This window comes from Kitasatospora sp. NPDC001225 (genome assembly GCF_053597855.1).
Genome location: NZ_JBSFJC010000326.1, coordinates 1 through 2,886, shown reverse-complemented (window position 1 = coordinate 2,886; position 2,886 = coordinate 1). Strand labels below are relative to the sequence as shown.

The 2,886-nt window shown below is 75.4% G+C and carries 1 protein-coding gene; it reads right to left on the bottom strand.

The window, feature by feature from the left end:
* A partial coding sequence (locus tag ACWDCZ_RS39935; protein WP_449818539.1) for an amino acid adenylation domain-containing protein occupies positions 1-2,886 on the bottom strand: 2,886 nt, incomplete at both ends.

Sequence of the window (2,886 nt, the reverse complement as noted above, 5' to 3'; positions counted from 1 at the left end):
GCGACCTTGGGGCGGGGGCGGTCGAAGGGCAGGGCGAGTTCCTCGGGGAGGTCGGCGAGGTTCTCCGTCCAGTACGCCAACTGCTGTGCGGCCAGCGAGGTTTGGTCGTGGTCCTCGCCGAGGAGGTCCTGCTGCCAGAGGGTGTAGTCCGCGTACTGCACCGGCAGCGGCTCCCAGCTCGGAGCGGTGCCGGTGGACCGGGCCGCGTACGCCCGTGAGAGGTCCCGGGCCAGCGGGGTGGCGGACCAGCCGTCGGCCACGATGTGGTGGACGATCAGCAGGAGCAGGTGCTCCGCCGGGCCGGTGCGCAGCAGCGTCGCGCGGACGGGGAGCCGGGTCGCGAGGTCGAAGCCGCGGGCCGCCTCGCGGGCGGCTTCCGCCGGGGCCTCGGCGGGGGAGGTCTCCCGGACGGTGAGTCCGGCCCAGGCCTCGGTGCCCAGGACCTCCTGGCGGGGTTCGCCGTCGGTCTCCGGGAACACCGTGCGCAGCACCTCGTGCCGCTCGACCAGGTCGGCCAGCGCCGCCTCCAGCGCGGCGGTGTCCAGGGCCCCGGAGAGCCGGACCGCGAAGGCCATGTTGTAGGCCGCCGAGCCGGGCTCCAGCCGGTTCAGGAACCACAGCCGCCGCTGGGCGGAGGACAGTGGCAGAGCGGCCGGGCGCGGTCCGGGCCGCAGCGCGGGCCGCGTGGAGTGGTCCCGGTGGAGGCGGCCGGCCAGCCTGGCCACGGTCGGCGCCTCGAACACGTCCCGGATCGAGACGGTCGAGCCCAGTGCCGTACGGATCCGGCTGACCAGCCTGGTCGCCAGCAGCGAGTGGCCGCCGAGGTCGAAGAAGCTGTCGTCGATGCCGACCCGGGGCAGGGCCAGGACCTCGGCGTAGAGGGCGCAGAGGCGCTCCTCGGCCGGGGTGCGGGGCGGCCGGGCGGCGGCGGGGGTGAAGTCGGGGGCGGGCAGCCGGTTGCGGTCGATCTTCCCGCTCGGGGTGAGGGGGAGTTCGTCGAGCACGAGGACGGCGGCCGGGACCATGTGGTCGGGCAGGTGGTCGGCGGTGTGGTCGCGCAGGGCGGCGGGGTCGGGTGCGGTGCCGGGGGTGGGGGTGACGTAGGCGACGAGGGCGGGGCCGGTGGGGCCGTCGGTGCGGGCGGTGGCGATGGCGGTGCGGACGGTGGGGTGGGTGGTGAGGACGGCTTCGATCTCGCCGGGTTCGACGCGGAAGCCGCGGATCTTGACCTGGGTGTCGGCGCGGCCGAGGTAGACGAGGTGGCCGTCGGGGGTCCAGCGGACGAGGTCGCCGGTGCGGTACATGCGCTCGCCGGGCTCGTAGGGGCAGGCGAGGAAGCGGGTGGCGGTGAGGCCGGGTCGTCCGGTGTAGCCGCGGGCGAGTCCGGCGCCGGCCAGGTACAGCTCGCCGGCCACGCCCGGGGGCACCGGCCGCAGCCCGTCGTCCAGCACGTACGCCCGCATGTTCCAGATCGGACGGCCGATCAGGGTGTCGGCGCCGTCCGGCCCGGCGCACACCTCGCCCCGGGTCGCGACGGCACCGGCCTCCGAGGCGCCGTAGAAGTTGAGCAGCCGGGCCGAGGGCAGGGCCTGCCGGAACGCCCGGACGGTGGCGGCGGGCAGCTGCTCGCCGCTGCAGATCCAGACCGCGCAGCCCGCGACGGCGGTTGGCTCGGCGCTGTCCAGGAAGGCGTTCAGCAGGCTGGGCACGACGGTGAGCCGGGCGATGCCGTGCCGGGCCGTGGCCGCCGCGAGCTCGGGTACGCTCCGGGCCGTGTCGGCGTCGACCAGGACGGTCGAGCCGCCGGACAGCAGCGGCGCCAGCAGCTCGGTGATCCCGTCGATGACGCTGACCGGCGACTTCGCCAGGATCGCGGCCTCCCGCTGCTCGGGGAGTTCCTCGGCGAACCAGGTCAGCCGGTTGACCAGGGCGCGGTGCAGTCCGAGCACGCCCTTGGGCCGGCCGGTGGAGCCCGAGGTGTAGATGACGTACGCCGGGTGGTCGGGCAGCAGCGGGCAGGTGCGGTCCGCGTCCGTGGGGGCGGTGCCGGGGAGGGCGGCCGTGGCGCGCTCCAGTGCCGGGTCGTCCAGCAGCAGGCGGGGCAGGCCGGTCTCCGGCAGCTGTCCGGCGGTCGCGCTGTCGGTCAGCAGGAGGACGGGCGCGGCGTCGTCGAGCATCAGCCGGACGCGGTCGGCCGGGTACGCCAGGTCGACGGGCAGGTGCGCGCCGCCGGCCTTGAGCACGGCCAGCAGGGCGACGACCATGTGCGGCGACCGGGGCGCCGCGAGCGCCACCGTGCTCTCCGGGCCGACGCCCCGGCCGATGAGGTGGCGGGCGAGCCGGTTGGCCCGGGCGTCGAGTTCCGCGTAGGTGAGGGCGGTGGTGTCGGTGAGGACGGCGACGGCCTCGGGGGTGCGGGCGGCCTGGGCCTCGAAGAGGGCGACGACGGTGGTGCCGGGGTGGCCGCCGGCGGTGTCGTTCCACTCGGTGAGGACCTGCCGGTGCTCGCGCTCGGACAGCAGGTCGAGCCGTCCCAGCGGGAGCTCCGGGTCGCGGGCGACCTGGTCGAGCAGCCGGACCAGGCGGGCGACCAGGGCCTCGGCGGTGGCCGGCTCGAACACGTCCGCGCTGTACTCCAGGAAGCCGTCGATGCCGGCCGGGGCGGCGCCGGCGTCCTGCTGTTCGGCCAGGAAGAAGTTCAGGTCGAACTTGACCGAGTCGGCGGCCGGCGGCTCGAAGGCCGCCCGGACGCCGGGCAGGGCCAGCTCGGGACGGGTGTTGTTCTGGAGCACCAGCATGACCTGGAAGAGCGGGTTGCGGCCCATGGAGCGTGCGGGGTCGAGGACTTCGACGAGTCGTTCGAAGGGGATGTCCTGGTGTTCGTAG